This is a genomic window from Paenibacillus sp. sgz302164, assembly GCF_056120505.1.
Map to the genome: position 1 here is coordinate 1 of NZ_JBVYOL010000031.1, position 24985 is coordinate 24985.

Annotated in this window: 19 protein-coding genes; 3 read left to right on the forward strand and 16 right to left on the reverse strand. The window is 52.8% G+C overall.

Features of this window, described 5'->3' with window-relative positions; genetic code table 11:
• The 9 genes from AC0LWT_RS33305 to AC0LWT_RS33345 form a co-directional block, all read right to left on the reverse strand.
• Nucleotides 1–1465: S8 family peptidase (locus tag AC0LWT_RS33305; protein WP_474685677.1), on the reverse strand; the 1465-nt coding region annotated here is incomplete at its 3' end.
• 497 nt (nt 1466–1962) lie between these two features.
• Entirely contained in the window at nt 1963–3174 is a 1212-nt protein-coding gene (locus AC0LWT_RS33310) for a response regulator transcription factor (RefSeq protein ID WP_474685785.1), read from the reverse strand.
• A 2-nt stretch (nt 3175–3176) separates the two neighbouring features.
• Entirely contained in the window at nt 3177–5078 is a 1902-nt protein-coding gene (locus AC0LWT_RS33315) for a cache domain-containing sensor histidine kinase (RefSeq protein WP_474685679.1), read from the reverse strand.
• Nucleotides 5068–6084, reverse strand: a complete 1017-nt coding sequence (locus tag AC0LWT_RS33320; protein ID WP_474685787.1) for a substrate-binding domain-containing protein — start codon at nt 6082–6084, stop codon at nt 5068–5070. Before AC0LWT_RS33320 ends, AC0LWT_RS33315 begins: the two co-directional genes overlap by 11 nt.
• An 81-nt stretch (nt 6085–6165) precedes the next feature.
• Entirely contained in the window at nt 6166–7329 is a 1164-nt protein-coding gene (gene mmsB / locus AC0LWT_RS33325; protein WP_474685681.1) for a multiple monosaccharide ABC transporter permease, read from the reverse strand.
• Nucleotides 7329–8870: a multiple monosaccharide ABC transporter ATP-binding protein gene (gene mmsA / locus AC0LWT_RS33330; protein WP_474685683.1), complete on the reverse strand. Its 1542-nt coding sequence runs from the start codon at nt 8868–8870 to the stop codon at nt 7329–7331. Before mmsA ends, mmsB begins: the two co-directional genes overlap by 1 nt.
• 226 nt (nt 8871–9096) lie before the next feature.
• A complete protein-coding gene (chvE, locus tag AC0LWT_RS33335) occupies nt 9097–10251 on the reverse strand; it encodes a multiple monosaccharide ABC transporter substrate-binding protein (RefSeq protein ID WP_474685685.1) in 1155 nt (384 codons plus the stop codon).
• Nucleotides 10252–10704: 453 nt separating this feature from the next.
• The gene (locus AC0LWT_RS33340) at nt 10705–13293 is read right to left on the reverse strand and encodes an Ig-like domain-containing protein (RefSeq protein ID WP_474685687.1); all 2589 of its coding nucleotides are present in this window, start codon (nt 13291–13293) and stop codon (nt 10705–10707) included.
• Nucleotides 13294–13444: 151 nt separating this feature from the next.
• Nucleotides 13445–14833 carry a mandelate racemase/muconate lactonizing enzyme family protein gene (locus AC0LWT_RS33345; RefSeq protein WP_474685689.1) on the reverse strand — a complete coding sequence of 463 codons (1389 nt, stop codon included), beginning with the start codon at nt 14831–14833 and terminating at the stop codon, nt 13445–13447.
• Between the two features lie 197 nt (nt 14834–15030).
• Here AC0LWT_RS33345 and AC0LWT_RS33350 point away from each other — a divergent pair, with 197 nt between their 5' ends.
• Complete coding sequence (locus AC0LWT_RS33350; RefSeq protein ID WP_474685691.1) at nt 15031–15201, forward strand: hypothetical protein; 171 nt, start codon at nt 15031–15033, stop codon at nt 15199–15201.
• Between the two features lie 104 nt (nt 15202–15305).
• On the opposite strand, the gene AC0LWT_RS33355 is transcribed toward AC0LWT_RS33350, so the two are convergent.
• The 5 genes from AC0LWT_RS33355 to AC0LWT_RS33375 all read right to left on the reverse strand — a co-directional run bounded on the left by AC0LWT_RS33355 (nt 15306) and on the right by AC0LWT_RS33375 (nt 20059).
• On the reverse strand, nt 15306–15776 hold the full coding sequence (locus AC0LWT_RS33355) for a DUF6884 domain-containing protein (RefSeq protein WP_474685693.1): 471 nt from the start codon (nt 15774–15776) through the stop codon (nt 15306–15308).
• Nucleotides 15777–15796: 20 nt separating this feature from the next.
• Nucleotides 15797–16501: a response regulator gene (locus AC0LWT_RS33360; RefSeq protein ID WP_474685695.1), complete on the reverse strand. Its 705-nt coding sequence runs from the start codon at nt 16499–16501 to the stop codon at nt 15797–15799.
• Nucleotides 16470–18614 carry a sensor histidine kinase gene (locus tag AC0LWT_RS33365; protein ID WP_474685697.1) on the reverse strand — a complete coding sequence of 715 codons (2145 nt, stop codon included), beginning with the start codon at nt 18612–18614 and terminating at the stop codon, nt 16470–16472. The genes AC0LWT_RS33360 and AC0LWT_RS33365 overlap by 32 nt, the downstream gene beginning before the upstream one ends.
• A gap of 300 nt (nt 18615–18914) precedes the next feature.
• Complete coding sequence (locus tag AC0LWT_RS33370; RefSeq protein WP_474685699.1) at nt 18915–19430, reverse strand: hypothetical protein; 516 nt, start codon at nt 19428–19430, stop codon at nt 18915–18917.
• 26 nt (nt 19431–19456) lie between these two features.
• The gene (locus tag AC0LWT_RS33375; protein ID WP_474685701.1) at nt 19457–20059 is read right to left on the reverse strand and encodes a hypothetical protein; all 603 of its coding nucleotides are present in this window, start codon (nt 20057–20059) and stop codon (nt 19457–19459) included.
• A 258-nt stretch (nt 20060–20317) separates the two neighbouring features.
• On the opposite strand from AC0LWT_RS33375, the gene hprK reads away from it, so the two are divergent.
• On the forward strand, nt 20318–21232 hold the full coding sequence (gene hprK / locus AC0LWT_RS33380; RefSeq protein ID WP_474685789.1) for an HPr(Ser) kinase/phosphatase: 915 nt from the start codon (nt 20318–20320) through the stop codon (nt 21230–21232).
• Nucleotides 21233–21494: 262 nt separating this feature from the next.
• Here the strand turns inward: hprK and AC0LWT_RS33385 are convergent, their stop codons facing one another.
• Both AC0LWT_RS33385 and AC0LWT_RS33390 read right to left on the reverse strand, forming a co-directional pair.
• A complete protein-coding gene (locus AC0LWT_RS33385) occupies nt 21495–23246 on the reverse strand; it encodes a methyl-accepting chemotaxis protein (protein ID WP_474685703.1) in 1752 nt (583 codons plus the stop codon).
• Nucleotides 23247–23395: 149 nt separating this feature from the next.
• Nucleotides 23396–23770 (reverse strand): winged helix-turn-helix transcriptional regulator, encoded by a 375-nt coding sequence (locus AC0LWT_RS33390; protein WP_474685705.1) that lies wholly within the window; start codon nt 23768–23770, stop codon nt 23396–23398.
• Between the two features lie 118 nt (nt 23771–23888).
• On the opposite strand from AC0LWT_RS33390, the gene AC0LWT_RS33395 reads away from it, so the two are divergent.
• Nucleotides 23889–24938 carry a zinc-binding alcohol dehydrogenase family protein gene (locus AC0LWT_RS33395; protein ID WP_474685707.1) on the forward strand — a complete coding sequence of 350 codons (1050 nt, stop codon included), beginning with the start codon at nt 23889–23891 and terminating at the stop codon, nt 24936–24938.
• The last annotated feature ends 47 nt before the right edge of the window (nt 24939–24985 follow it).

The window sequence follows — 24985 nt, forward strand, 5'->3', positions numbered from 1 at the left end:
CAACTGTTCGAGAGACATTGTTTTCGGTATTATAATCGTAATCAGTATATTTTTTCTTTACTGTATTATCGCTATATAGTACATAATATTCCGGGTATCCTCCTTCGTTTTGATTATAGCTGATAGACTTTGCATTTTGTAAATTTGGCCATACTCCGGTAACATCAACTGTTCGAGAGACATTGTTTTCGGTATTATAATCGTAATCAGTATATTTTTTTACTATTAATGGTGATAGTGATGCATTGTAAAGATATACATTTCCATAGACACTATCGTATACTCCCTTTGTCACAGATGGATTCTGCGTTAAACTTTCTGGAATAGATGAGGTTCCATTGTTTGCTGGATTAACTAAACCATAACCGGTTAAAAAGTCTTTTCCAGAAGGCCCCAAATCAATTGTGTTTTTATCTAGTTTCTCACGTAGTGTAGAACTAACTAGTTTTGGATCATTTTCTTTCAACAACGCCGCTTCCCCCGTCACAAAAGCCGCAGCCATCGACGTACCGCTAAGCGATGTGTATCCATTATTCAGATACGTACTCGTGATTCCGACTCCTGGCGCAACAACTTCCAACTCGCTGCCCGTCGATGAAAACGGCGCACGCTGGTTGTTCTGATCGACGGCCCCGACCGATATTACCGAGCTGTATTTGGCCGGGTACTGAATCGTATCTCCCGATCCTTCCGCATTCCCCGCGTTGCCTGCCGATGCCACCACCAGCAATCCGCTGGAGTATGCTTTATCAACCGCATTGTGTAACGCCGGTGAATCAATGCTTGTCGCAAAGCTGAGATTGACGATATCCATTTTATTGTCAATGGCCCAATCGATACCGGCGATCACATCCGATAAATAACCCGCTCCGCGTGAATTCAGCACCTTTACGGCGTATAGCGATGCATCCGGCGCCATGCCGACGACTCCGACATCGTTGTTTTTCGCGCCGATAATACCCGCTACATGCGTACCATGCCCGAAATCGTCGTCATACGAGGTTGTATAATCAACGAATGACGCCCCGCCTGCAACTGTTAAATCCTCATGATTCAACGAAATGCCGGAATCGAGCACGGCTACCTTAACGCCTTTTCCGGTAAAACCGTTGTTCCACGCATAAGTCGCTTGAGTCGCGGTAATCCCCCAATCCGCGATTTGAGCCGTTGATTGCAGCAAAATATCCGGCTCCACCGATGCGACGGACGGGTCTTTTTTCAGGTTCTCGACCTCTGCCGCATCCAGCGTAACAGCCGCGGTCGGAACGCGTTTATGTTCTCTTTTCAGCTTGCCTTTTGATTTTTGAATGACCTTGGCATCTACTTTACTTTTGAATGTTACGACATAGCGCTTCTCCCCACCGGGTTTTTGTGGCGCAGCCTCAATGCTTCCCATCGGCACCAGAACAACGGATACAATGAGGGCAAGGCAAAACATTGAAAGTTTTTTTAGCACTTTGAACACGATCCCTTCTTCGAATGATTTCCAATTTCCAACCCAGGAACGATTCAGTTCCAGAAAATACTCCTTTCTATGACAAAAATACCCACAGCAACAAGAATACTACTTTCAAGCTGGATTGGCTTTATCGAAAAATGTCGATTAGTAGGAACGTTTGTCGCATTCGATAAAATAAAATCAAAAAAGCACAGCCTATGAGCTGTGCTTTTTCCATGCTGCCTGCGAAAGTCCGGGGTCTCGACTTGGCAGGTCGGGCCGATGGGGAAAACCTGCGAAAGTGCAGGAATTTTCCGCGAAAATGGCTCATTTTGCCGAAAAGCCTGCAAATGTACAGGAATTTTCGGCGAAAGGGGACCTGAGCCCCTTCGCGCAGCGAAAAGCCTGCACAATTGCAGGAATTGCGCAAGGCAGGCGCATGAAGGGGCAAAAGCCTGCACTTTTGCAGGCTTTCTTCGCGCCAAGCCAGGCACGGCCCCTCTGGCGGCTGTGCCTCCCCCATTTTAAACCCCCGCCCCCTCCTTGCGGTATTGATTGGGCGGGAGGCCGACGACTTTTTTGAACGCCGTGCTGAAATAGTGCTGGGACTCGTAGCCGACTTGCTCGGCGATAGCAACGATAGGCTTGTCCGTCGCAGTGAGCAGGTGGATGGCGTGCTTGATGCGCGTCTGAGTGAGCAGGCTGATGAACGAGATCCCGGTCTCCTGCTTGAAGACGCGGCTCAAGTACACCGGCGATACCTTCAAATCGCTCGCCACTCCTTCGAGGGTCAGGTCGGGATTGGCGAACTGCCTGCCGATGATCTCTTTGGCCGAGCGGACGAACGGGGATAGCCGGGTTTCCTTGTAGGCCTCGGCCCTCGCCTGCTGGTAGGCGGCAGCGAGCGAGGTCACATCGCCGGTTACGGGAAGGAAGGCCGAGACGGTGCTTATTTTCAAATATGCGAAAACGGCCTGATCGATTTGCAGCGTGACGCTCTCCGGGGCCTTTTGCCACAGCAGCACGACCGGCATCCCCATGTGATCGCGGAATTTTACCATCCCGTCGTACGGCTGCAAGATCTCCTCGACGATATTTTCAATCGCGAACAGGTACAGCTGGCGGTCCTTTTCGGACAGCAGTTCCTTGCCTCTGGAAACGCCCGGCCAGCGGATGACGCCGATCATCGCCGGAGCGGCCGCCGGCATGTTCAGGAAAGTCAGTTGCTCCACGATTTCGCCCTCGCTGAGCTCGCCTTCGATCCACTCCAGGCAAAACCGCTCGCGGAGCAGCGAAAAGTTGCGCTCAATCTGTTTGGAGGCCATCAGCAGATGTTCCTCGTTTTTGAGCGACGTTTCCAGCCGTTTCGCCGCTTTATCCAGCACTTCGCAGAGCTGCTGCGGGTTGACGGGCTTCAGAATGTAATCGTCGACGTTAAGCCGGATCGCTTCCTGCGCGTAGGCGAATTCGTCGTGCCCGGTGATAATGATGATTTTGCACGCGGGAAGCTGCTCCTTGATATGGCCGATTAAGGTCATGCCGTTCATAATGGGCATATTCAGATCGACCAGCAAAATGTCCGCCCGATGCGCCAAAGCGAGCTCCAGCGCCTCTTCCCCGTCCTCCGCCTCGGCGGCAACCTCCAGGCCCAGCCGCTGCCAGTCGACGCAGTCGCGAATGCCCTCCCGGATGTTCGGTTCGTCGTCCGCAATGAGAACTTTCCATGCTCGCTGCATGCTCACATCGCCTCCCTCCTTCGAATGACGGGATGAATGATCGTCACTTTCGTTCCCTGCCCGCGCTCGCTCGTCATGTGAACGCCGTAGGCTTCACCGTATGCGAGCCGGAGCCGCTCCTGCACGTTGAGCAGCCCGTATCCCTCGCCGGACGCCGATGAAAGCCCAATTCCCCTGGCGGCGTTCGATGGGGACTCAAATCCCCCGGGGGCGCCCGGCGAGGGCTCACCTGTCTCGCTAGCCGAGCTAGCCAGCGATCGGCGCAATCTGACAAGCGTCTCCTCCGGCATGCCGGCGCCGTTGTCGGCAATTTCCATCACCACCCGCTCGTCTTCCAGGTAAGCGCGGATCGCAATGCTGCCGGGGCCCCGCCGCTCCTTGATGCCGTGATAGATGGCGTTCTCCACGATCGGCTGCAAAATCACTTTCAGCACATACAAGTTGTCAAGCCTCGGGTCAATATCGATGCTGTAGTTCAGCTTATCCCGGTATCTCGTCTTTTGAATCGTCAGATAGCTCTGGATGTGCGCGATCTCCTCGGCCAGCGGGATCATTTCATTGCCTTTGCTGAGGCCGATGCGGAAAAGCCGGGACAGCGATTCCACGACTTCCGTCACCTCGTGCGCACCGCTTTTGCGCGAGAGCCACTGGATCGTATCCAGCGTGTTGTACAAAAAATGCGGCTTAATATGCGCCTGCAAGCTGCGCAGCTCAGCCTCCCGCTTTTTCCGCTGTTCCTCTTCCACAATGCCGATGAGCTTCGTAATTTGCAAAAGCATCGCATTAAAGCTGCGGCCCAGCATGCCGACCTCGTCCTGGCGCCCGTCTTTGAAGCGGATCGACAAATTCCCGTCCTCCGCCCTCCGCATGAAAGACATCAGCTGCCAAATCGGCTTCGATATGGTGTACGACAAGTAGGAGGAAGCGGCGATGCCCAGCAGACAGGCGACAAAGATGAAAATGATCAGATACAGCCGGATTTCCCGCACTTCCATAACGGTTTCTTTCGTTGAAAATACGCCGACGGTCGTCCAGTTCGTAAAAGGAGATTTGCGGAAAATAAACTGCACCCGCTGCCCGTCGATCACCTTGGAAAATACACCGGACGGATTGTCCTGCGTCCATTTCAGATCGATCCGGCCGACGATCGGGTGCGGCGGCGTGTAGATGCTGTCGCCCTGATCGTCGATCACCGTCAGGTAACCCGACTTGCCGAGGTGGACGTCCTTGACCGTCTCGGCAATAACGCGCAGCTTCAGGTCGATCAGCACGACGCCCTGGACATTTTGCGTTTCCGGGTCCACGATCGCCCTGACGACTGAGACAACATCTTCGTCTTTGTAGTTGACATGCGTTGTAACGTTCCGGCCGGCCGGATGGCCGAGCAGCTTGAAAATCCCTTTTTCCTCAACGGCTTCCTTGTACCACTGCTCCTCCGTCAAACTGCGGCTTGTACGCGCATACATTTCATTGCTGATGTATTCGCCGTTCGCGTTCACCACCAAAACACCCGCGACTTCGGTATATAACGTCGTAAAGCCCTGCAAAAACTTCCGCATATCGTACATTTCCGATTCGGGCTGCTTGACACTGCTGTACAAAAACCGCTTGATTTGCGGGTTGAACGAAATGAAATAGGTCATATTTTGCAAATTGCCAGCGTAAAACTCCAGCGACTTGTTAACATTACCAATCAGTTGGGAGGTGTGGTCGTTCACCTGCTTTTCGATAATCGTATCGGTCGCCCAGTCGATCAGCACCCCCAGGCAAATGGCGGGCAGCATGCTGATCAGCAAAAAATGCATGATCAATTTATACCGGATCGGCCAGTTATTCAGCTGGAACCAGCGCACCGTTTGCAACCGCTTTACATTGGTTCGGGACTGTCCGCCGTTATTTCGCATAGTAGTTGTCCACGTTCTGCTGCGTAACGATCGAAATGCCGGTGTCGACGTAGGTCGGCACTAGCGGAACGCCCGAATGCTGCCAGTCGGCGATCGGCTGCACGATCTCGTGCTTCAGGTGGAAAAGCTGCATAAGCGACCAGTAGCCCATGTTCCACGTTCCCTGCGCCAGCGTCGCCGAGATGACGCCGTTTTTGACCATATCCAGCGTCCCCTTGTCGGTGTCGAAGCTGATGATTTTCACCTGTGGCAGCCGGTTCGCGCTGCGGACGGCAGCGCCGACGCCTACGCCGCCGTTGGCTTCCGTGGCGAATATCCCGGCCAAATCGGGATATTCGCCGAGCAGTTCCCGGGCCGCGCCGCCGGAAACCAACTGATCGCCTTTGCCGTCCTCCACGGCAACGATCTGCATGCCCGGATACTCGGTACGAATCGTATCCTGAAAACCTCGCGTCCGCTCCTGATGATTGAGCTGGCCGGGCAGCGTGATGACGGCGGCTTTGCCGCTGCCGCCTGTCAACGCCGCCATTTGATGCGCCGCCTTGACGCCCGCGTCATAATTGTCCGTGCCCAAAAAAGAGTAAGCTTTGCTCTTTGGAGCCCCCGAATCGAACAGCACGACCGGAATGCCGGCCTCCACCGCTTTATTGATCGAGACGATGAGCTCGTCGGGATTGATCGCGGATACGGCGATGCCTGCGGGCTTTTTGGCAATCACCTGCTCCAGCACCGTTCTTTCTTCATTGACGTCGTACTGCGTAGCACCACGGTACTCGACGGATACGTTCAGCACGTTCGCCGCGTCCTCAAAGCCCTTCAGACAGCTTTTCCAGTAATCGATGCCGGACTGGAAATTGACCATGACGTATTTTTCCCCGATATCGCCGTGCAGCCCGCTGTACATCGAATCCGCCGACCGCCGCGAAGCCTCGCGAAAATCGTACACATACAAAAACAGCAAAAACGTTGCAATGAGCGCAGCATAGATCATCAAGAGCTTTTTCAACGTATCCACCTCGCTTGATCCTTCTATGCCTCAATTATAGCAAGCGGTACCATCGCCCGCAGGCTAATTTTGCGCAGACGGTCAAGCGGTTTTCGACTTGTTGTAAATATCAAAGCCTACGGCAAGCAAAAGGACGAGCCCTTTGATGCCCTGCTGCCAGTCAATGCCCAGGCCGACAAGCGACATGCCGTTGTTCATGACGCCCATAACCAGGCCGCCGATGATCGCTCCGATGACGCTGCCGATCCCTCCGGTCGCCGAAGCGCCGCCGATGAAGCAGGCCGCAATGGCATCCAGCTCGAAGTTGACGCCCGCTTTTGGCGTGGCCGCATTCAGCCTTGCCGCAAAAACAAGCCCTGACAGCGCCGCCAGCACGCCCATGTTAACGAATACCCAGAACGTGACTTGCTTCGTTTTCACGCCGGACAGCTTCGCCGCCTTCTCGCTGCCTCCCAGCGCATAAATGTGCCGGCCCATCACCATGCGGTTCATCACAAACGTATATATGACGACGAGGACAAAAAGCAGAACAAGAATGTTCGGAATGCCTTCGTACGTAGCCAGCACATAAGTAAACACGTTGATGACGGCGACGATCGCAATCAGTTTCGCAGCGAACAGCCCTCCGTGCATAACTTCAAAGCTGTATTTGATTTGCGTCCGGCGAGCCTTCCATTCCTTCCACACAAAAACAAGCGACAGCACAGCGCCGATGATCAGCGTCAGCACGTGAATTGTGCTCGTGCCGGGAAGATCGGGCAGGAAGCCGGAGCTGATTTTTTGAAAAGCTTGCGGAAACGGCGCAATGGACTGCCCCTTCAGGACGATCATCGTCAAGCCGCGGAACAGCAGCATGCCTGCCAGCGTTACGATGAACGATGGAATTTTCACGTAGGCGACCCAAAAACCTTGCCAGGCCCCCACCAGCGCCCCGATCAAGAGCGAAATGACGAGTGCCAGCACGAACGGCATTTTCATCTCCACCATCATAATGGCCGAAACCGCTCCGACAAAAGCGGCGACCGAGCCTACCGAAAGGTCGATATTGCCCGTTATGATCACGAGCAGCATCCCGATGGCCAGCACCAAAATATAGCTGTTCTGCAAAATCAGATTCGTAACATTTAACGGCTTTAACAAAATGCCGTCCGTTAAAATTTGAAACAATAAGGTGATTAAAAGTAAAGCAAGTATCATCCCGTACTGCCGGATGTTGCTTTTGAACAATTTGCCCAGCGTTTGCATTACGCTTCTCCTCCCGCTCCGGTCATATATCGCATCAATTTCTCCTGTGTCGCCTCTTCCCTGGGCAGTTCGCCGGTCAAACGCCCTTCGCTCATCACATAAATGCGGTCGCACATCCCAAGAATTTCCGGCAGTTCGGAGGAAATGAGCAGAATGCCCTTGCCTTCCATCGCCAGCTGATTGATGATCGTGTAAATTTCATATTTGGCTCCGACGTCGATCCCGCGCGTAGGCTCATCGAGAATGAGCAGATCCGGACCGGCCAAAATCCATTTGCCCAGGACGACCTTCTGCTGGTTCCCGCCGCTCAGATTCACCGTCTTTTGCGTGATGCTTGGCGTCTTGATGTTCATAAGCGAACGGTATTTCTCCGCTTCCACGATTTCCCGGTTTTCGTCCACGACCAGCCTTTTGGACAGCTGCTTCAAGCTGGCGAGCGAAATGTTGCGTTTAATGTCCTCGATCAAAATTAATCCGTAATTTTTCCGGTCTTCCGTCACATAGGCGATTCCGTGCCCGATCGCTTGATTAATGGTGTTAACGGTTATTTTTTGCCCATCCTTGTAAATGTGCCCGCTGATCTTCTTGCCGTACGACTTGCCGAAAATGCTCATCGCCAGCTCCGTGCGCCCTGCGCCCATCAATCCCGCAATGCCGACAATTTCGCCGCGCCGGATATGCAGATTGATGCGGTCAAGCACCTTGCGGTCTTCCTGCGACGGATGATACACATTCCAATCCTTCACTTCAAAAAAAGGCTCTCCGATTCTCGGCTCCCGCACGGGATAACGGTGCGTCAAATCGCGCCCCACCATGCCCTTGATGATGCGGTCCTCCGTCACCTCGCTGCTCCTTGCGTCCAGCGTCTCTATCGTTTGCCCGTCCCGCAAAATGGTGATCGAATCGGCCACCTTGGAGATTTCATTCAGCTTGTGTGAAATGAGTATCGACGCGATGCCCTGCTTCTTGAACTCCAGCAGCAGGTTCAGCAGATTGTCGCTGTCCTCTTCATTGAGCGCAGCCGTCGGCTCATCCAGGATGAGCAGCTTCACTTTTTTCGACAGCGCCTTGGCGATCTCGACCAGTTGCTGCTTGCCCACACCGATGCTCGAAATGAGCGTATTCGGCGATTCGTTCAGACCGACTTTGTCCAGCAGTTCCCGCGTTCGGACGATCGTTTCGTTCCAGTCGACAATGCCGCGCCGGCTCTGCTCATTGCCGAGAAAAATATTTTCCGCTATAGATAAATAGGGAATCAGCGCCAATTCCTGATGAATGATGACAATCCCTAGTTGTTCGCTTTGTTTGATGTCCTTGCATGCCACGAGCTTGCCGTCGAACCGAATATCCCCGCTATAGGAGCTGTGCGGATACACGCCGCTGAGTACTTTCATCAGCGTCGATTTGCCGGCGCCGTTCTCTCCCAGCAGGGCGTGAATTTCACCGTGCCTGACCTGCAAATTGACATTCTCCAGCGCCTTCACGCCGGGAAACGTCTTCGTTATGTTTTGCATCTCCAAAATCGAATCCGTCCTGCTCATGCTTTTCACCAAACTTTCTTCGTGTGACATAGTTCCGCGGGACCGTCTCGGCCCGGGCCAAAAGGGCGCGAAGATCGAGTGCGGGTGACGGGGGCCCGGTCAGAGCGTGTGCCGCCGCAAAGGGCGCGGGGGCGCAGGCTCACGCTGCGGGACGGGCGAGCCCCTTGAACGGACACGACGGCAACCTTTAGCTGGCGGCCGCCGCATCCTGTCAAGACGCTGCCCCTTATTTTTGCAGCTGCTCTTTTTTGTAGTAGCCGCTGCCGACGAGAATGGACTCGTAGTTGGACTTATCCACAGATACTGGCTCCAAAAGGTATGCAGGTACGACTTTCACGCCGTTGTTATACGTTTTGGTATCGTTGACTTCGGCTTCTTTTCCTTGAAGCACAGCATCCGCCATAGCTACCGCTTTTTTCGCGAGCTCGCGCGTATCTTTGAACACGGTTTGTGTTTGCTCGCCGGCGATGATCGATTTCACGGAAGCGAGCTCCGCGTCCTGGCCGGAAATGACCGGCATCGGTTTATCGGCACCGCCGTAGCCGACGCCTTTCAGGGAAGAAATAATGCCGATGCTGATGCCATCGTAAGGGGACAGGACAGCGTGCACTTTTTCGGACGAATAGTTTTTGCTGAGCAGGTTATCCATTCGCGATTGAGCGACGGAACCGTCCCAACGAAGCGTAGCCACCTGCTCCATCGACGTTTGCTTGCTGCGTACAACGAGCTTGCCGCTGTCCATGTATGGCTTCAGCACGGACATCGCCCCGTCGAAAAAGAAGTATGCGTTGTTATCGTCGGGCGATCCCCCGAACAACTCGATGTTGAACGGACCTTTACCGTCTTTGAGGCCGAGCTTTTGCTCAATGTAGGAAGCTTGCAACACTCCTACTTTGAAGTTGTCGAAAGTCGCGTAATAGCTGACGAATTCGCTCTTTTTGATCAGGCGGTCGTATGCGATCACCTTGATTTTGGCGGCGTTCGCTTTTTTCAGCACGTCCGTCAGCGATTCGCCGTCGATCGGCGCGATGACGAGAATGTTCACGCCTTTGGTGATCATGTTCTCGATCTGCGACACCTGGTTTTCCACGATGTCCTCCGCGTACTGCAAATCGGCTTTGTAGCCGAGCTTTTCGACTTCCTTCACCATATTCGCACCGTCGCTCACCCAGCGCTCCGACGATTTCGTCGGCATCGAAATGCCCACCTTGCCCTCCGCTTTAGCCGCGGTCTTCGTTTCGGCCGCCGCCTTCGTGGACTCGGGCGCTGCCGTCGCCTTCCCGGCATCCCCGCTGCCGCCGCTGCTGCCACTTCCATTGCCGCAGGCTGCCATCACAAGCACCACCGCTAACATGATGAATACGGATACAATCTTCTTCACTTCAACTACCCCTCTCCATTTTGGTGTAGTTCGAGTATAAAACGGAAACCCACGGCCGTCTTTTCACGGAAACTACTGTTTTTTATAAAAAATAAACATAAGTTCACGGCAGCGCAAAAAGACGCGCCAGTGAGCATGGCGTGCAGAAAACCTGCAAAAGTACATCTTTTTGCTCGTTGATGCGCCTGCATTGGGGAATTCCTGCAAATGTGCAGGTTTTTTACCGAACACATGGATTCTGATCCATTTTCAGTGAAAATTCCTGCACTTTTGCAGGTTTTTCGCCAAAATGGACCATTTCCACAGAGAAAACCTGCACTTTCGCAGGTTTTTCCTCCAATAAACCACCTCATCCCCCTCGGCTGCGCCGCCCCATAAAACCACCTTCCCCCGACTCGATGCAGCGACAAAAAAAGGCTTCCCAGCCCATTCAGGGCCAAGAAGCCTTATCTTTTATTTCGTGACGGTCACGAGAACCGTCGTTTTCATATTGGAGTAAGTCACGGTAATTTTTGCCGTGCCTTTACCAGTAGCTTTGATCACCCCGTCCTTGACATCGGCGACCATAATGTTGGATGAGGTCCATAAAGCAGGCTTGGTAACATCATCCTCGGAGCTGTCGTTGTACGTAGCCAAGGCGCTTACCTGATAGGTTTTACCTTCCTGAAGCTCGACTTTGACGACATCCGTTTTTAAATATTTCAGCACGTCGTTCTCAACGGGAACCGTGATCGTCCTGCCGCCGAAGGTAGCGGTCAGCAGCGTTTTACCGGAACCGATGGCCGACACCAATCCGTTTTTCACATCGGCAACTTTATAATTTTGCGATTTCCAGCTTGCGGAATTGGTCACATCTTTCTGCGTTCCGTCCGACAGAGTTGCCGTCAGTTTAAGCTGCACCTGCCCGCCGCGTTTTAGGGCAACGAAGCGCTGATCCGCCTCCAAATTTGAAATGACGCCGATTTCGACCGGAATGCTGACGCTTTTGCCCCCGAAGGTAGCTGTAATCGTCACTTTGCCTCTGGCAACGGGCGTTACTTTCCCTTTGGACACTTGCGCGACTGCGCTGTTGCTCGTTTTCCAATCGGCTTCGCTAGTCACATCTCGATCGGCCCCGACCAGATCCGTTGCTGTCAGTACGATCGATCTTGTTTCATTGAGATCCATCACAATGTTCATCGGATTTGCCGCAAGCGCGCTAGCCATATCCACTTGAACCGTAATTGTAACGGTCTTGCTGTCCAGTTGACCCGTGATCGTCGTTTCGCCCGAAGCGATCGCTTTGATGGTACCGGATGAAACGGTAGCTATATTAGCGTTCGAAGTTGACCAGATTGCATCCGAAGTTACGGTTTTTGTTGTTTCGTCCGTGTAGGTGGCAGTCAATTTAACCGAGGCCGTGTTGCCTTTTTTCAAAATCAGTTTCTCTTGGTCGGCCACCAGCGTTTTCAACACTCCGACAGATACTTGAACAGTTGCGGTCCGGCTGCCGTATTTGGCCGTTACCGTGGCCGAGCCTGTAGCAAGCCCCGTGATGTACCCGCCGCTAACTTCCGCAATCGTGTCGGAACTGGAGGTCCAGTCCGCTTTTGAAGTGACGTCTTCTTCTCTTCCGTCTTTGTACACAGCGGTCAAAGTAATTTGTTCGAAACCGCCCGCCTGGAGGTTGACGATTTTTTTGCTCGGCTTGATTTGATTCGGGATGTCCACTTCCACTTTCGTGGTTGTCGTCTTACCGCTGTATGTAGCCGTCACTTTGGCCGATCCGGCTTTGTACGCGGTGATTTTCCCTTTGTTGACATAAGCGACGGAATCGTTGTCCACCGTCCACGCAGCATCGTTCGTTACATCCTTGGTCGTTCCGTCGGCAAAAGTTGCGGTCAAAGTCAACTGCTGCGTTTTGCCCGCCTGCATGGACACCTGATCCTGGTTCACTTCCAGTCTGCGAGGAACTTCGACGTCAACGTTGGCCGTTACACTTTTGTCCCCGTATTTGGCGGTGATCACCGCTTCGCCTATGCTATTTGCGCTAAGAATACCTTTGGTCACATACACGTTGCTGTTGCTCGAAGTCCATTCCGCGATATCCGTTACGTCTTTTATCGTGCCGTCCGCATAAGTTGCGGTCAATTTAAGCTTCCCTGTCGTACCTTTCTTGAGCAGCAAGTCCTGTTTGTCCAAATCCAGCTTCAGCGTAGCATCGACATCGACCTTGATTGTCGTCGACTTCGTGCCGTAGCTGGCCGTAATCGTCGCCGTACCGGCTCCATAGCCGGTAATCGTGCCTTTGAGGGCGTCGGCAACCGATTCTTTGTCGGAGGTCCACTCGGCGTCAGCCGATACGTCGGCAACCGTGCCGTCCGGATAAGTCGCCATCAGCTTGATTTTCTGGGTGCCGTTCAAAAGCAGGGACACGTTCGATTTTTCCGCATCGACGCGCTTTACGATCTCAACGTCAACCGGCAGGGTCAACGTCTGGTTCGCATATTTAATCGTAACCAGCGTCGAGCCCGGGCTTTGCCCTTTCACCAGACCGTTCGTCACGGTGACAATCGAACTTTCGCTAATCGAATAGTCGGCTTTGCTCGTCACATCTTCCGTTGTGCCGTCGTCGTAATACGCCGTAATCAGCAGCTGTTCGCTTTTGCCGAGCCGCAAATCCAGCGATTGCTTGTCTTTGGTGAGCGATTTTACTTTTTTCGTAACCGTAACGTTGACGATTTCCGTTTTGCCCAAATATGTCGCGGTAATGACGGCCTTTCCTTCGCTCTTGGCGGTCACTACGCCGGCGTATACGGTAGCAATGTCCGAAGAGCCGGAATTCCAGTCCGTTTTGACCGTTGCCGTTTCCGTCGTTCCACTGGTATACACCGCAGTCGCTGTGAGAGTCGCAGTATCTCCGACCTGCAGCGTCAGTTCGTTTTTGCTGAGCACCAGTTTGGAAATACTATCCGCGGCTTCTGCAGTCCATGTTAACCACGAATTGCTTGCCACCATGAAAATAAGTGCGATCAATAACCATCTGCTGAGTCTGAGCCTCATCCTACGCGTACCTCCAAGTTAACATCATAAAAATGGTATATCTTTACATGGTATATCGGCATGAGGCTTCCAAAAGTGAATAGCAAAAAAAGGCCGCCTGCAAGACGGCCCGTCTCGTTCCGATTCCTTCGCATCGTCCCCGCGGAGCCCGTCAGCTCCACAAACGGTCGTTCCCCCAGTAGTGGTCCCAATCCGGGGTCGGCTCCCAGAGGCCCGGGATGCGCGGGTGCAGATGCTCGCGGATGACCTCGTCATTGAGCGATTCAATGCCGAGCCCCGGGCTGTCCGGCACGACGATGTAGCCCTGGTTCACTATCGGCTTGGGCATCCCGTTCACAAGGTCGTCCCACCAGGGCACGTCGACGGAGTGATATTCGAGCGCGAGGAAATTTTCCGTCGCCGCTACGCTGTGGACGGCGGCCATGCAGGCGATAGGGCTTTCGGCCATATGCACGGCCATCGCCACGCCGTACTCCTGCGCCATATCGCCGATCTTTTTGTTCTCAAGGATGCCGCCGGACGTAAGCAGGTCGGGATGAATGACGGAAACTCCGCCCGCTTCCAGCAGCGGCCTGAAATTCTCTTTCAAAAAAATATCCTCGCCCGTGCAAATCGGGATGCGGCTCTCGCGCGCCAGCCGCACGTACTGATCCGTATACTGCCACGGAATCATATCCTCGAGCCAGGCGAGATTGTACTTCTCGATCCGGCGGGCGAGCTTGATGCAGTCCTCCACGCCGATGTGGCCGAAATGATCGATCGCCAGCGGCACTTCGTACCCGATAACGGCTCTGACTTCGGCCACGTACTGCTCCAGCAGCTCCAGTCCTTTCTCCGTGACGTGGATGCCCGTAAACGGATGCGCGACGTTGAACGCATCGTAATTCCGGCTGCGCAGCCTGCGGTACTCGTCATCCGCCTCGCCGCCGGCTTTTCTGGCGGCGTAATAAGCCCGCGCCGCTTCCTGCATCTCCTGCAAATAGCCCAGCGGAGCGCTGAGCGTCCCTGGCTCGTGGATGATCTGGCCGATGCCGAGGTCCATTTTCAGGAACGTAAAGCCCCGCTCCATCCGCAGCTTCAGCGCTTGGCCCATTGCCGTTCCGCTGTCTTTGGCGCCTGCGTCCGTGTCGCAGTACATACGGATGCGGTCGCGGAATTTGCCGCCCAGCATCTGGTACACGGGGATGCCGTAAGCTTTGCCGGCGATATCCCACAGCGCAATTTCCAGGCCGCTCACGCCTCCGCCCTGCCGGGCATGGCCGCCGAACTGCTTGATGCGCCGGAACAGCTTGTCGATCTGGCACGGGTTCTCGCCGAGCAGCCTGCTTTTGAGCATCTGGGCATACACTTTGTCCGCGCCGTCGCGCACCTCTCCGAAACCGACAATTCCCTGATTGGTGTACACCTTGATCAGACTGCAGTGCATGGGCGCATCTGTGATATCGGCGAAGCGAATATCGGTAATGCGCAGCTGCGAAGGCGCCGAGTGTGTATTTACATGCGCAAGAGTTTGTTCATAAGTTTCCGTATGCCGCTGCATCGCGTTCCGCTCCTTTGTTAGCGGGTCAGGCCTCCAAAGCCCTTCCCTTTCTCACTAACTACGATAACGGAAAGCGCTCCGCTTTTCAGCGCGGTAAACTTATCATTTTGTTGGATTTTTTCTGCAATTCGTCACATATGCATCCTATCCCGCATATACATAATTTGTTTGAAACTATGCGATTGAGGTGGTTTAACATGTTGGCAACACGGGGAATCGAAGAGAAGCAGGAAGTCATGGACACACTGTGCGAAATGGGTTTGGATCAAATCGCAAGATGGATCAAAGTTTTGCCCGAAGACAAGTGGGAAAACATGTTCGTTTCGACCTGGCCGACGCTGGCAAAAAAATGCGGCGTTCACAAATAGCTTTCTCTACATATCTGGAGAATGCCCAACGCTCTGCGCACCGCGCGGGGCGTTATTTGTGCCGTACGGCCGGGGCGGGGCGCACGGCAAAAACGCAAGACAAGCTACAACTCCCGCCCGGCCGCAATGGCCTGATCGAGCTTTTGCAGCATATGGCCGATACCTTTGCTGCCGAGGAGCGGATAGGTGACCGTTGTGTTCGTTCCGAACACTTCCGGAATGATTTTTGTGAACTTTTTGCCGCCCAGCATCACAATTTCACCACACTGATCTAGCCCCTTCTCCACCGCCTGGGACCGCAGCTCAGCCATAGTAATAAGATCGGGACTTTTCGTGCCGAACGCCGTGTCATAATTGGAGGGAACCCGGTCCTCCGGAAAAAGAAAGCCGTGCTTCGCCGAAAGAATGACCCACTGCGGGAAAAACAGCTTGGCGTACGCCTGGCACTTCTTGTGCAAAGCCCCGATGTACACTTGTTCCGCAGGGTAGGGGCCTGTACCGGCGCCATCCTTATCCCATATTTTTTTGGCTCCGCAAAGCATGATGCATAGCCTCCCGCCAGTCCGGCGCTCCATTCGCCCATCTCCCGTTCCGATTAAGGATTTGCCCATACGAATTTGTAGCCGAAGCCCCGTACGGTCACAATGTACCGGGGATCCGCCGGGTCCCGCTCGATTTTTTTGCGGAGCATCCGAATGTGAACCATGACCGTCCGCAAATCGCTGGCTTTGTCCCAGCCCCAAATCTGCCCGTACAAATGCTCGACGCTGAACACCTGATTGGGCCGGTTGGCCAAAAACAACAGCAGCTGCCGCTCCTTGGCGAACAGGGTGATGCGCTGCCGGTCCACGTAAATGTCGTAATTGTCCGGATCGATCCGCAGCCATTGGTCCTGCCAGGCCAGCCTCGTTCTTTGACCGGATTCCTGCATCCCGGCGCGGAATCGCCGCAGCTGCGCCTTCACGCGGGCGACGACGACATTCGGCTCGAACGGCTTGGTGATGTAGTCGTCGGCTCCGAGCTCAAGCCCGTCCACGACATCCTGCGGATCCTGCTTGCAGCTGATGAAAATGATCGGCAGGCTGGATTGCTTGCGAATGCGCTGCGCCAACTCGGTTCCAAGCAGGTCGGGCAGCAAAATGTCCGTCAGCAGCAGATCGTACGATTTCTCATGAAACAGCCGCAAAGCTGATGCGCCGTCGCCCGCAACATCCACGGCAAGGCCGTTTTTGTGCAAATACATCGTTACGATTTCCCGAATATCGGCGTCATCCTCCACGAACAGAACCTGATCTCCCATCTCCTGCGCCTCCTCTCAACGTGTCAGCCTGCGCTTGATCCATCCACTGCACCGGAAGCGTGAAATAAAAGATGCTCCCGCCTTCCGGCGCATGTGCCAGCCCCATTTGGCCGTTATGATATAAAATAATTTCCTTGCTGATGGAAAGCCCCAGGCCGCTCCCCCGCGATCCCGCCGTCTTCCCTTCGTTCACGCGGTAAAACCGGTCGAATACAAGATCCTGCGCTTCCGCAGGAATACCCGGCCCGGTATCGATCACCCGCACTGTGACCTCCCCTTCCGGCCGGCCGGCATAATGAGCCTCGACTTCAAAAGTGATCCGCCCTCCGGCCGGCGTATACTTGCGCGCGTTGGACAGGAGATTGGCGATCACCTGCTCGATACGGATCGGATCGGCGGCGATGACAGCCGCAAGCCCCTGATCGGCCGCTTCGCCGGATTCCCGGAACTCCCCGTGCACCGCATGATCCGGCAGCTCCGATTCATACAGATGATACAGCTTGCGCAAAAAGGGCACCGCCTCCATCTGCTGGAAATCGAAGCGGACTTGCCGCGTTTCCAGCTTCATCAATTCCGTGACGTTATGGATCAGCCGTTCCATGAGATACGTCCGCTCGTAAATGCGCCGGATATATTTTAAATAATCGTCCGTAATCACACCGTCCAGCATGGCGCTGGAGTACCCCCTGATGGTCGTAAGCGGCGTCCCCAGCTCATGAGAGATGTCAGATAGCAGACGCTGCCTGAATTTGGCCATGCGGGAAAGCTCTTCGTTCGCCTCTTCGAGGTGGCGGTTCGTCAGCTGCAAATCCAATGTCCGCGCTTCCACCGTCCGCTCCAGCGATTCGTTGATCGATTGCAGCTGTACGGTCAACGATTCCGCATGACGGTACGTTCTTGAAAATTTGGACGAAATATTGAGCGATTGCGTAAACAGGAAGAGCGAAATTCCGTACGGTGTAAAATCTCCGATCGCCGTCACCTGATTGAAAAACAAAATATCAAGGCCGGCGGACAGGCCGAATGCGGCAAATCCGACCAAATTATACGCGGAGCCTTCTTTCTTTTGCATAAAAGCCCGCACGTATATGACCAATGTATAAACGAGGATGGGCACCGCCACCAACAAATGATACGGCAGCATCAGCAGCGTATAAACTCGGGCCGGTGTCAACAAAACAAGGGCGATGAACAACCCCTGCACGACATACGAGGCCGTTACCGCAAACGAACGCTTGCCTCTCTCATATTCGTTGTGGATAAATAAGACGAGCATCAGCAGCCCGCAAAATGCGGAAATATATTCGGCTTTCACGGCGGTCTCCCAGCCGATGCCGGGGAACAGGTAAAGCCCCGTCGCTTCGCCCAGCAGCACGATTCTGGCCGATACGGCAAAGCACAGCCCGGCAAAGTAGAGCGGCGACCAATCCTTTTTGCGGAACAAGTATAGGCTGACATGGTAAAGGCCCATCACGAGGAGGCCGCCCACAACGAACAGTTCCGAAGAAAACCGGGTGGTGCGCTCGCGGCCGATAGAGTCCGCATTGCCGAGACGGATCGATTCCCAAATGCCTCCCTTGCGCTGAACAAAGTTGGACACCTGGATCACCAGCTCGTTATCGCCGGGTTTCGGTTGAAAATAGACGACTTTCGGGTAATTGACGGGCACCATCGATTCCCGAGACGTTCCGACGACACCGTTGCCCGTTTCTTCATGCCCGTTGATCCACAGCCGGTAGGCGGTTGCAACGCCGCGCACGTACAGCCCCATCGATGGTTGCTCCCCGGACTCCGGCATTTTGACGATCAGCCTGTAAGTCGCATAGCCTTGATTGGGCAAAACCTTGCCCCCGATCCGGTAAGCCCCCCATTGGGACGGAACATGGGCGTACACGGGCTGCGGGCGGTCGCCGCTTTGCAAATCTTTGGGGCTCAAAAGCCGTTCCCAATAAAACTTCCAGTCGCCTTCAAGCGCCATATTGCTCATGCGAGCGACGTCTGTGCCGGACAGGTCCACCATGCCGGGCGACCGGACGGGCTCATCCTTGGCGCTTGCCGGACACGCAAACAGGAACAGTCCAAGCGCAACCGTCAGCAAAAAGAATCCTCTCATCGTTCAATCTCCACATGCCGTTTCTTTATCTTTTTAGCTTAGCATCCCTCGCGAACCCGAACAAGAAAAAACGACAAAAACCGAGCAAAATTCACAAAAAGAAACCGCGATCTGCGCAAAATCATCGCCCGACCGTTCCCTGATCCGTTTAGCCCGGCCTGCGCGGAAAGCTGCGGAAGTCGGACTGTGGAAAAACTCGCCTGCCGGTATCGGCATACCTGCTTGGCAGCGCGGTAAATACCTGCAAAAGTCTGACCACCCTGAAACCCGCACGCCTGAGCCGAATCCATCACAATTTGCCTACCTGCGCCGTAGAAAACCTGCAAAAGTCTGACCACCCTGAAACCCGCACGCTAGAGCCGAATCCACCACAATTTGCCTGCCTGTACGAAGAAAACCTGCAAAAGTCTGACCACCCTGAAACCCATACGCCAGAGCCGAATCCACCACAATTTGCCTGCCTGTACGAAGAAAACCTGCAAACGTCAGACCACCCAGAATCCCGTACGCCAGAGCCGAATCCACCACAATTTGCCTGCCTGCGCGAAGAAAACCTGCAAACGTCTGACCACCCAGAATCCCGTACGCCAGAGCCGAATCCACCATAATCTGCCTAGCTGCACGAAGAAAACCTGCAAAAATACATGAATTTACGTCCTTGATCGCTGGCCACGAAGAATTCCTGCAAATGTGCAGGTTTTTCAGCGAATACATGGGCTCAGACTCACTTTCAGCGGAAATTCCTGCACTTTTGCAGGCTTTTTGCCAAAACGAGCCCCTTTCACGGAAAATTCCTGCACTTTTGCAGTTTTTCACCCTGCCAAGCCTAGGTATCCTGTACCTTACAATTTGCGGATAACGCCTATCGTAACATAAATCTGAATGTCCCCGTCCCCATCGGATTCCGCATATTGAACAAAGGCGATTCGATCGCGAAGCACCCAATAAGCACTGATGTTCGCATCACTGCTAAAAAAGGATTCCGCTGCATCAAATATAGAATTATCTTGGCTGGTAGGTTCGGGCATACAATCACAAAAAACTTGTCTATCATCCCCTGCAATATATTGAGGTTCGGTAAACTTCAGTTCATCCTTTATCAAATCAACAATATCAACAAAAAACTGAGAATTGCTCTCTTTATGTTGTTTTATCGTCATTTCGTATTGTTCCCGGCGTCTGTCTTCATCCTTAAGCAATTCTTCATCATCTTCGCCAAACCGCTCTGAATCCTCGTAATCGAGGCTGATCATTCTAACTATTTGATTCATATCATCGACAAAAAATTCGGCTCCCCCTAATGAATCGGATCCCCAGTGATCGATGGGCGTCTCTTCATCCGGAAAATCAGTTCCCATTAATTCTTTCATTAATTGAGGCGTATTCTTTATCTTGGTGACAAACTTTTCATTAAATCTGCTGTAAAAATCACTATTTAATTTCATCAATTCTACATCTCCTCAGCTATAAAAAATATGTTCGTCTACATATCTTAAGCTTACCGAAAACTCAACCGGAGCGGAAGACTTCCCCACCCCGAAATTTGTTTCCGGCTGCGCCAACAGAACGTCGCGACGAGTCCCCCGAGCCGGCGAGTCGGGCAGCAGGACCACAAGTAAAGCGGTTTCGAAAAAAAGGATTCGCTCTGCAAATGAGCGAATTATTTAGAAGGTAGAAGTTATCGTCTATAGGAGGAACGAATGTTGAAGCCTGTTACCGTTAAAGATTTGGTCGATCGCTTTTCGCTGGAAATTCTCACCGGGCACTCGGAGCTGCACCGGACGATTGTCAGAACGCGGGCGCACCGCCCCGGTCTGGAGTTTGTCGGCTATTTCGACTTCTTTCCACAGGAGCATGTGCAGCTTCTCGGCAGAAAAGAAATCACCTACTTGCATACATTAAGCGAACAGGAACGCAATTTGCATATCGGCAATATCGTCAAGTACCATCCGCCTTGTTTTGTCGTGACGAGGAATCAGGAAGGTCTCAAATATTTAACCAAATACTGCGAGGAGGAAAAAATCCCTCTGCTGCGGACGGCGGCCCCGACATCCAAATTCCAGGAACTGGTTGACATCTATTTAAGCAAATCGCTCGCGCAGGAAATCGCGATTCACGGCGTTTGCGTCAACGTGTCGGGCATCGGCATTTTGCTGCGCGGCAAATCAGGCGTGGGCAAGAGCGAAACCGCGCATACGCTGATCCGCCGCGGGCACCGGCTTGTCGCCGACGACGTCGTTGTGCTGAAAAAAATCAGCCCGGAGACGATTCTCGGCACCCACAACGGAAAGACGAAGGAATTCCTTGCGCTGCGCAGCATCGGACTGATCAACGTATCCCGCCTTTACGGAAGAAAGGCGTTTCAGGACGAAACCCGCATCGTGCTCGATATCGAGCTGACCAAATGGCAGGACAACACCTTGAACAACGACCTGGAGTTGGAAGAAAAGTTCACGGAATATATGGATATCAAAATCCCCCATATCGAAATTCAGCTCCAGCCCGGCAGGGATGTGGCCGGTCTCGTGGAAGCCGCCGCCAACAACTGGTACCTTCGTCAGCAAGGCTACAGCGCAGCGGAAGACTTCATGAAGCGGCTGCAAAACGACATGGGATAGCGACCCTGGCAGCATGTGGTTGACCTAACCGCCGTCATGCGGCAGCCCCACCGCACGCGGGCAAAAAAAACCAAGCATCAGGCAGAGAGCCCGAGGCTTGGTTTTTTTTGCTTGGGTTTTCGTTTGGGTTTTCGCTTAGATTCCGCTTAGGTTTTCGTTTGGGTTTTCGCTTAGGTTTCGCTTAGGTTTCGCTTAGGTTTCGCTTAGATTCCGCATAGGTTTTCGCTCGGGTTTTCGTTTGGGTTTTCTCTTGGGTGTTCCCTTACGTTTTGAACCGATGCGCCATCATTTGCAATTCGGACGACATGATGCTGAGCGATTCTCCCGAAGAAGTCAGCTCCTCCATCGCCGCCAGCTGCTCTTCCGTGGAAGAGGAAATCACATGCGCCAAATTGTTCGCCTGATTCGCCATCCGCTCGATCTCCTGCAAGGAGGCGGAAATTTCCTGCGAGCTGGCCGACATTTGCTCGGCGGCGGCCGAAGCCTCCTGAACCTGGTTCACGACGCTCCGCGTGGCGTCCAGAATGCGGACGAAAGCCTCGCCCGTATGCCGGATCGCCTGAACGCCGGCCGCCACTTCCTGCTCGCCTTGATCCATCGCCGCACCCGCCTGGCTGACATCTTCGAGAATCGCCTCGATCAGCTCGGCGATCTCTGAGGCCGATGCCGTCGACCGTTCCGCCAGCTTCTTCACCTCGCCGGCAACGACGGCGAACCCTTTGCCTTCCGCTCCGGCGCGTGCCGCTTCAATCGACGCATTCAGAGCGAGCAAATTCGTCTGCGCCGAAATATCCGTAATCACCTTGACGATATCGCCTATGTACTGGGAGCGCTCCGTAAGCTTGGAGACAATCTCCGCTAAATGATTGACCGTCTGGCTGACGGCGTTCATCTGCTCGGAAGACTGGGTAATGAGCAGATTGCCTTGCTCCGCTTCCTTCAGCGTCATTTCGGACGCTTCGTAAGCCGTTGCCGACGTCATCGCGATCCGCTGAATGCCGACGGCCATTTCTTCCATCGCTGTCGAGCTTTCATTCACACTGCGTGCCTGAACCTCGTTGCTGGAAGCCATTTCCTGAACGGATGCCGAAATTTGATTGCTGGCCTTGGACGTCTCTCCGATGGATTGGCTCAGCTCATGGGACGAGTCGGCCAGCTTGTCGGAGTTGGACAAGAGGCCCGCGACCATTTCCCGGAAGTGATTGTACATCCCTTCAAAAGAAGCGGCGAGCTCGCCAATCTCGTCTTTATTTTTGACTTTAAAATCGGCCTGCCTCAAATCCCCATCGGCTATCCGCTCGGCCTGACGCGCCAGACGCGTAAGCGGCCTCGAAATATGAAGCGCGAACAGCGTCATTACGACTCCGCCGACCACCCAGCAGACGATTAACGTAATGAGAATCGAGTTCAGAATGTGCGTTTCTCCCGAAGTGTAGTCCTGCATATAGGAGCCGGCCGAAATGACCCAACCCCAATCCGGACTGACTGCGGAGTAGGCGATTTTCTCCGCTTCCTTGGAAGAATTGGGCAAAGGCCAGTTGTAGATCGTATAACCTCCGCCAGACTGCGCTTTTTGAACCATATCTTTTATGTAATAAAAGCCGTCGGACGTTTGCTTGTTTAAAATATTTTGGCCTTCCAGGGAAGGATGAGCCAGCAAATCGCCCTGCGAATTCAAAACGAAAAAGTAACCGTTCGGACCGAGATTCACCGTGCTGTTAATCGTACGCTTTCCGTCTTTCTTTGCTCCGACCAGCATTTCCTTGACTTTCTCTTGGGCTTCCTCTTTCGAAATCATTCCCGTTTTCGAGGCTTGTTCAAAAGACGTGGTCAGTTCCAGACCCATTTTAACCATGTTTTGCAAGTTGCTGCGAATCAATGCATCCGATTCAGTGGAAGATACTTCGTAGCTGACAAAACCCAAAACGGAAACGGGCAGCAGCAGCATAAACAGCGAAGTAAACAGCAGTTTTTTACGGATCGTCAATCGCCAAAATTCTCCCTTTTTCAACACGTCACTCCCCCTTGGAGACTAAGTCTTTAGTCCGTTGTAATACGATCAATCATACTAAAAATTTGCTTCCATTGTCCTCCTCATGTTACGCGCTTTCATGAATTTTTTGTGACATACGGAGCTGTTCAAGGAACCCGGTGAAACACGGCTCAGGTTAATAAATCAAGTTGTTCAGCCTCATTCCTCTCCGCTTGATGACTTTGATTTACTCTTTGATCGTATTGATCTCCCCACTCTTTCATCAACAAAATAATAGGCTCCAGCGTTTTCCCAAACTCCGTTAACGAATACTCCACCTTCGGGGGCACTTGGTTATAGCTCTTTCGCGTAACGATTCCTTCACGTTCAAGATCCCTCAATTGCAATGTAAGCGTATGATGAGTGACTTGGGGGTAAATCCTTCGAAGCTCATTGAATCGCTTTGTCCCGCTTAACAGGTGATAGATAATAACTCCCTTCCATTTTCCGCCGATAACATCCAAGGTTGTTTCAACCGGACATTGTTTTCTTGAAGGATTTAACATCCAGAACATCCCCTCTAGGTATTTTTTTTGATACTTAATATCAATTATTTGCGTACTTTTTGTATGTTACTAATTTTAATATAATGATGTTGTTAAGAGCAATCCATATTTAGAAGGGATGATAAATTTGAGTACAAAGTCTGAAATGATGAGGGCCGTCGGTTTATATGAGTATCTGCCAATCGAACATCCGGAAAGTCTGTTAGATGTAGAAGTACCGAAGCCTTTCCCAACAGGGCGCGATATTCTGGTCGAGGTAAAAGCTATCTCTGTCAACCCGGCTGATCCAATCGTACGTGCCTACGACAATAAAGTTGGGGAGCCTCCTTATATACTTGGATGGGATGTAGCTGGAGTTGTCGAACAGGTGGGACCGGATTGCACGTTTTTTAAGCCGGGAGATGAGGTATTTTATGCAGGAAGTCTCATTCAGCCAGGGGGCAACAGTGAATTTCATTTAGTGGATGAACGGATCGTCGGTAAAAAGCCTTCGACGCTAGATTTTGCAAATGCTGCATCGTTGCCTTTAACGGCGATTACTGCTTGGGAAAGTCTATTTGATAGGCTCGGCATTTCTTGGACTCCCGAAGCTAACAAAAACAAATCGATTTTGATTATCGGTGCCGCAGGAGGCGTTGGGTCGATAGCTCTGCAACTTGCTAATTTGGCAGGACTAACTGTTATCGGAACGGCATCCAGACCCGAATCGGTTCAATGGGTTAAGGAGTTTGGCGCAGATTTTGCAATCAATCATTACGAGGCATTTTTGCCGCAATTGCAGAAGATCGGCTTCGACCATGCAGATTATATTTTGTGCCTAAATAACACGGATCAACATTGGAACAACATGACGCAAGTTATCGCCCCTCAAGGCAAGATCTGTCTCATCGTGGAAAACGAAAACCCTGTTGCGCTGGGCTTATTGAAGAGTAAAAGCGTTACAATTGTTTGGGAGACGATGTTTACAAGGTCGACTTTTCAAACAGAGGATATCGAAGAGCAGCATCTTTTGCTGAACCGGTTAGCAGAGCTTATAGATGAAGGGAAAATTCGAACTGCCGTTACTGAGCGAATGTCGCCGATAAACGCTGATAACTTAAAACTTGCCCATGCCAGAATCGAATCCGGAAAAACAATCGGCAAAATCGTACTGGAACATTTCCGGTAAGTCGGAATGGCGGCCAATCTTGGCCGCTTTTGTCCGTAAAAGGCAAA